This is a genomic window from Nostoc sp. FACHB-888 (assembly GCF_014696655.1).
GTDB lineage: Bacteria > Cyanobacteriota > Cyanobacteriia > Cyanobacteriales > Nostocaceae > Nostoc.
Genome location: NZ_JACJQM010000210.1, coordinates 1 through 6,845 on the forward strand (window position 1 = coordinate 1; position 6,845 = coordinate 6,845).

Genomic DNA, 6,845 nt, shown 5'->3' on the forward strand with positions numbered 1-6,845 from the left:
CTCTTGATCACAACGAAGGTTAAAAACCAACGAAAAAATGAGGATTTCGCGTTTGATTATTTTTTAAGCCCCAAACAATCGCCAAATATTTTCGCAATAAGTAAGAGTTAATGACATTATTTTTAAGTATATTCTCAATAGACTTTACTTGTTGACATGATGCGGCCGCCCTGGTTTTATAGTCTCGCCACTGGCAGCCTTCTTTCGGTTTACCTCTGAGTCGGACTTTTCCTCCATCTACGCTGGCTTTTGAAACTGATTGTTTAGCAAGTGGTAGTTGAAAATATTGTGACAGCACTAGTTTTTGTTGCGTTGTGTGGCCAACTTTTACTCCTGTCAATGCCTCAGTCTCAATTTCTGCTTTTTGGGCTAAAGTATTGTAATAAATGAAGAATTTTTAAGTGGTAAAGGTTTCAAAGCAGGAAGAGCCAAATTCATATTAGCAGCTTACATACTTGATATTAACTATCTTTTGGTGGATATTACCATAAGCATATTTACTAATATCTCTGCCTCAATAATACACATGATGATAGTGCCAATTTTATTTTTTAACAGTGTAAATAAAGATAAGTACTTCAAGAGATAACTAAGTATGGCAACCTTATGTAATCCCACACTATCAATCGATCTTTTTACTAATTCAGAGCCGAATGTCAGTGTAACGATCGATGTCAGACTCACTCAGTAATCGTTCTAGATTGCTATAACTTATTAAAGATTGAAAAATTACTGATAGATGTCCCAAACGTGACTCAAAGTGGTTTGCCATTAACCATGCCGCTAATGCTTGATGGTTAGTGAGTACCTGCCAAACTTTTTCAGGGGGATAGAGATAGAACACTTCCAGATTTAATCGGTGTTTTGCGATCGCTCAGTGATGGATACTTGCAAATCTGATTGTTGTCTAAAAAGCTGTATTTTTTGATACGTCTTGGTAAAATTCGTTGATAGACATTACATAAGGTTGCGGAGTAGTCAAGCAGCAACAGAAAGGCTCAGGCTTTTCAGGAAGCATTTTTAATATTTCACGGACACCTTGAGCGCCGATCATATCAATAGGTTTTGAGATGCATTAACCTTGCAAGCCACTCCATAATTCGTCAATTAGCATAAAGATACCTAAAAAGATTACTACAACCATAGATAACCATAGTGAAAAATAAAAAAAGGTATTTAAAACAATAACAACTTGACTGAAGAAAATAACTAAAAATAACGTTAGTTCGGGTTAAGAAGATTAATTCAGCGTTAGTTGACGGAAACGACGCAGACACGTTGACATATCTCAGAATCAAGCAACGGTGTAATAAGGGTTTCAGCTTATCCCGAACTCAGGTAGCATTAGCAACGTGTTTACAATTCTGCGCTAACAAATAGTCTGAGTCGGAAACCGTGCGCCTCTGGTCACAATAGGCACACGTTCAAGGCACTCAAACGGCTGATAACAAGCACCCAAGTTGGGTTGGATTTCCCAAAATTCGGTCGAACGGAAAATGCAAACTTAGAAAGTAACCGTAAAGATACGAACTTGTATCCCACTTATAACCTATTCATAACCTCTCTATCATCGATAATCCGGTAATCTAAATTGCTGGCTGGAATGATATAGGCAGAAGCTACTTGTCAAAAATGCATCCACGGATTTCAAAAATAATTGAGGATATAATGACGACCAAGCTTGGCTATTCAGCGTTACGACGCTTTACTACTACGCATTTGCTGCCTAAAGTGTGTTTAGTCGCCCTGACTTTACCGTTTCTGGCATCTGCAACCACTAGTATGGTGGTTGCCAGAGAGAACGAGAACGCGAATGCGCCATACGAGATCGGACTTTGGGGGGATTTACCTTACTCGGACGCACAGGAGGTTGGGGTAACAAGACTAATTGACGACATGAATTCGCAGAAACTTTCTTTCACCGTCCATAATGGCGATCTCAAAGCCGGTTCTAACAGCCTTTGTGACAACGCGCTGTATACCAAAGCACTCGGCTACTTCAACGCTCTGGAGGCACCAGCAGCCTTCACACCGGGTGACAACGATTGGACAGACTGCGATCGCCCTTCAAATGGTGGATTTAATTCACTTGAACGCCTCGACTACGAGCGTCTAGTATTCTTCAGCACGAATTTTTCTCTAGGGCAGCGTCGGCTAGCCCAGGAAGTGCCGACTGCACAGATGTGCCTTGGTGTCAACGGTGCAGTGCCCTGTATTGAGAACCGTCGCTGGACAGTCGGCAGAGTTACTTATGCGACACTCAATATCCAAGGTTCGTGTAATAATCTATGCGACACTGCGCCTAACTCAACGGAGTATACGGCACGAAACGCAGCCAATATTGCATGGATGAAAGAAACCTTTAGAGTGGCAAAAGAAAACAACTCGGCGGCGGTGATGTTGATCTCCCAAGCTAATCCAGGGTGGGATCAGACCGACCAAACCAGAGCGCCTTTGCGTGATCCAAAGACGCTCGTGCAAACCGATGGGCAGCCTGATGGCTTCAAGGACTTTTTATTAGCATTGCGCGATCAGGCGATCGCTTTCCGTAAGCCGATTGCATACGTACATGGCGACTCGCACTACTTCCGTATTGACAAGCCATTTCTAGATGTTCAAGGCAGACGTATAGAAAACTTCACTCGTGTCGAGACATTTGGCAACAATGCGGCGAACGGCACCAACGATGTGCAATGGGTCAAGGTAAGCGTCGATCCCCGTAGCCGAGAGGTGTTTTCATATCAGCCACAGATTATTCCCAGCAATCGAGTAGCGGTTCCGGCTCCGTAATGCTATACGGTTTCTAACCAACGATGTTGAGCTTCTGTCGCAATAGTTATTTGGCGACCTCACATAAATTAGCACGTTCTGGCACAGCTATGAATTCGTGCCATTCCTCACTAAATAGTTAATACACAATCACAGGTAGGCAGACAAATGGCAGATTTGTTTTTTTCCGAGTATGTAGAGGGCAGCAGTAACAATAAAGCTCTTGAAATTTACAACAGCACTGGGGCTGCAATCAACTTAGCAACAGAAGGCTATGTTGTGCAGATGTATTTCAATGGCAATACTGCTCCTGCTACGACAATCAACTTGACAGGTACAGTAGCAAATGGGGATGTATTTGTCCTTGCTCAAAGTCTTGCTAATGCGGCGATTATCGCTCAAGCAGATCAAACCAGTAGCGCTTCCTGGTACAACGGCGACGATGCGATTGTCCTACGCAAGGGTGGAACCAGTGGCACCATTGTTGATGTAATCGGTCAGATTGGTGTTGATCCAGGGACTGAGTGGGGTACAGGACTAACTAGCACAGCAGATAACACACTGCGCCGCAAGAGTAGCATCACAATGGGTGATACCAACCCTGATGATGCATTTGAACCAAGCGTAGAATGGCTTGGGTTTGCTACAGATACCTTTGACGGATTGGGAAGCTACACAGCTGATGGCGGTAATACTGCTGGGGTGACAATCACCCAATCTGGCGGCAGCACAGATGTCAACGAAGCAGGTGAAACTACTGACACCTACACGATCGCACTAAATACCGTGCCGACTGGTGCTGTAAACATTGCGATCGCAGCAGACGAAGAAACGCAAATCAGTAGCGATGGTATAAACTTCTTCAATTCAGTAACACTGTCCTTAAGCAACACTACTTCTCAAACAGTGACTGTTAGGGCAGTTAATGATGCGGACATGGAAGGTTCTCCCCATAACGGTGTAATTACCCACTCGATTACCAGTAGTGCTGACCCAGCCTACTCCAACACCTCTACACCAATTCCAAATCTCAACGTTAATGTCACCGATAACGACGTTGCCCTTATGCTAACGCCAATCTACACTATTCAAGGATCTGGCGACGCTAGCCCTTTTGCTGGCAACAATACATTCTACACCACTGAAGGTGTAGTGGTGGGAGATTTTCAGGGTAGTACGGGTCTGAACGGTTTCTACATCCAAGACCCTACAGGGGACGGCAACTCAGCAACCTCTGATGGCATCTTTGTTTTTGCCCCTTCAAGCATTGATGTCAACGTGGGTGATGTTGTACAAGTTACAGGAAAAGTTTCTGAATCCTTCAATCAGACGCAAATCGATAGCCCCACCAGTTTAAACGTGGTGGGTTCAGGGACAGTTGCCCCCACCGTAGTAGATTTACCTGTAGCCACCGTAACAAGCTTGGAACGCTACGAGGGAACGCTCGTCACCTTCCCGGAAACTTTAACCGTCACCGAGAACTTCAACTTGGCTCGTTTTGGCGAGGTCGTACTATCGGCTGAGGGGCGGTTGTTTAATCCCACGAACTTCATCGATCCGACTGACATCCCCTCCTCTGAAACAGAAAATGATGAAAACAATGTAGCTGCTGTCACGGTTCAACAGAATATCAACAACAGCCGTAGAATTTTAGTGGATGATGGTAGCAATACTCAAAATCCGACGACTATCCCCTACCTCAATGCCAATAACACCTTGCGGACGGGTGATACGACCACAAACCTGACTGGTGTGCTTGGCTACGGATTCAACAATTATCGGCTTCAGCCAACGGTTACACCTGTATTTAGCCAGACTAATCCCCGCACCTCTGCACCAGAGAACGTTGGGGGTAATATTAAAGTTGCTAGCTTCAATGTCTTGAATTACTTCAATGGAGATGGCGCGGGGGGCGGATTCCCTACATCTCGCGGCGCAGATTCTGCCATTGAGTTTGAGCGACAAAATGCCAAGATTGTCAGTGCGATCGCAGCACTTAATGCTGATGTCGTTGGTTTAATTGAAATTGAAAGTGATGGTGATGATGCCAATTCAGCGATCGCTAATTTAGTCAATAGTCTCAACGACAAAATCGGCGCTAAAGTCTACGATTATATTCGTGACCCAGCTACAGGGGTCGGAACTGACGAAATCAAAACAGCGTTTATTTATAAACCAGGTGTCGTCACCCCAGTTGGTGCATCCCTGAGCGATACTGATGCCATTTACAATCGCCTACCTGTAGCGCAGACTTTTATCCTTAACTCCAATGGTGAAACTTTCACACCCGTGATCAACCACTTCAAATCTAAGAGTGGAACAGGCACGGGTTTGGATGCAGACCAAGGTGATGGGCAAGGTGCTTTCAACTTCACCCGCGTTCAACAGGCAGAAGCACTACTTGGATTTGTTAATGAGCTAAAAGTCTCAACAGGTGATAGCGATGTGCTGGTCATTGGTGACTTGAACGCTTATGGTCAAGAAGACCCGATTGATGTTCTACGAAATGGTGGTTTAATCGATGAAATTGACAGATTTGTAGATAATCCCTACTCATTTGTCTTTGACGGACAGTCAGGCTACCTGGATCATGCCCTCGCCACGTCTAGCCTGGATACTCAAGTATCGGGTGTGACCGAGTGGCATATTAACGCTGACGAACCGAGAATTTTAGATTACAACCTTGAATTTAAAGGATCTGGAGCCTCACCTGACCTCTACACAGAAACACCCTACCGCTCGTCCGACCATGACCCAATTCTAGTTGGGATTAATTTGTCTAGCACCCTTACCGTAATCAACGGGGGCAATGGCAACAACCCCGTTAATGGCACCTCTGGCAGAGATGAACTCAACGGCGGTAATGCTAACGATACCTTAAATGGGGGCAATGGCAACGATATCCTCAACGGGAATAACGGCAACGACATCCTTAACGGGGGCGTTAGCAACGATATCCTAGTGGGTGGTAATGGTGATGACCTACTCAATGGTGGCCAAGGCAATGATAGCCTGACTGGTGGTAGGGGTAGCGATCGCTTTGTGTTAGCAGTCGATACAGGCATTGACACCATCACCGACTTTCAAGATAGTCAAGACTTGCTCGGCTTGTCAGGAAATCTGTTATTTGGGCAGTTGACGATTACCCAGGACACAGGTGTAAATGCTAGCAACACCCTAATTAGGCTGACAGGTAATGATGGACTGCTAGCGGTTCTAAGTGGAGTGCAGTCTAGCACTATCACTGCTGCTGATTTTGTAACGATTTAAGGGATTGGCGCAATAATGGTAAATTAATGTTTTAAGAAGGCAGGAAACAGGACAGTGCGGCTTGGTTAACAAAGTGTTTATCTGTTGAGGTGAACAGTCTTTGAGCAGTTCTTGAGAAAGAGTTATTGCCCAATAACTCTTTTTCCTCAAGAGGATCTTGGGTTAGGCACTTACCAATAATAAAATGCTATAAGCCTAGCTTTCGCCTGTTCGCGCAGCGTCCCGTAGGGAAGGGCGAAAGCGCCAAAGATATAGTCGTTTAGCCACAATATCCCTGAAGGGATGACAGAGAAGTTATAAAGCAGACTGGATAAGAGTCATAGCCCGTAAACCTTGCTGAAAATAGGGTAGTTTATTGAGCTTGAGGCGCATCAATTCATCAGCTAAATCAGCCCAAAATCCCATTGCCCCTATCCATAACTGACCATACAAACCAACCCAAAAGGCACTATTTAGCAAAACATGAACTGTTTAGTCGCTTGAATACCTGTCAAAAATAAAGAAATGCCAGGAATTAGTCCTAAAGATTGTAAGCGCTGGTGTGATTGGTTTTCTTGCCGAATATAGGATCTCTGCCCCTCTGCTCCTTCTTCCCCTCAAGCTTGTGAGAAATGCGGAACTGGCAAATTCTCATACTATTTCTTTATGAAGCACTTTATATTTTTGGCTTCTAGCTTCTTCCATTGTCTGTGTCCTACCCTGCTAGAAGCATCGTTTCTTTAAAAATTGTTAGAGAAACTTTATCAAATCCTTGCACAAAAAGCTCTCCACCCCCATATCACTCTGGAAATTAACAGGAATTTACT

Annotated in this window: 4 protein-coding genes and 1 pseudogene; 2 read left to right on the forward strand and 3 right to left on the reverse strand. The window is 44.5% G+C overall.

All coding sequences use genetic code 11. From position 1 onward, the window contains the following. Positions 1-172 precede the first annotated feature (172 nt). Together H6G26_RS36765 and H6G26_RS43350 are read right to left on the reverse strand one after the other, a co-directional pair. A pseudogene (locus H6G26_RS36765) lies at positions 173-367 on the reverse strand (ISKra4 family transposase); the annotation flags it as partial. Positions 368-643: 276 nt separating this feature from the next. Continuing rightward, positions 644-844: an SRPBCC domain-containing protein gene (locus H6G26_RS43350; protein WP_242054205.1), complete on the reverse strand. Its 201-nt coding sequence runs from the start codon at positions 842-844 to the stop codon at positions 644-646. 824 nt (positions 845-1,668) lie between these two features. Between H6G26_RS43350 and H6G26_RS36775 the strand changes: the two genes are divergently transcribed. Further along, the gene (locus tag H6G26_RS36775) at positions 1,669-2,790 is read left to right on the forward strand and encodes a hypothetical protein (RefSeq protein WP_190736422.1); all 1,122 of its coding nucleotides are present in this window, start codon (positions 1,669-1,671) and stop codon (positions 2,788-2,790) included. Positions 2,791-2,937: 147 nt separating this feature from the next. After that, positions 2,938-6,039: an ExeM/NucH family extracellular endonuclease gene (locus H6G26_RS36780; protein ID WP_190736424.1), complete on the forward strand. Its 3,102-nt coding sequence runs from the start codon at positions 2,938-2,940 to the stop codon at positions 6,037-6,039. 294 nt (positions 6,040-6,333) lie between these two features. On the opposite strand, the gene H6G26_RS43355 is transcribed toward H6G26_RS36780, so the two are convergent. Further along, positions 6,334-6,498, reverse strand: coding sequence for a hypothetical protein (locus tag H6G26_RS43355; RefSeq protein WP_229563766.1), 165 nt, complete (start codon positions 6,496-6,498; stop codon positions 6,334-6,336). Positions 6,499-6,845 lie beyond the last annotated feature (347 nt).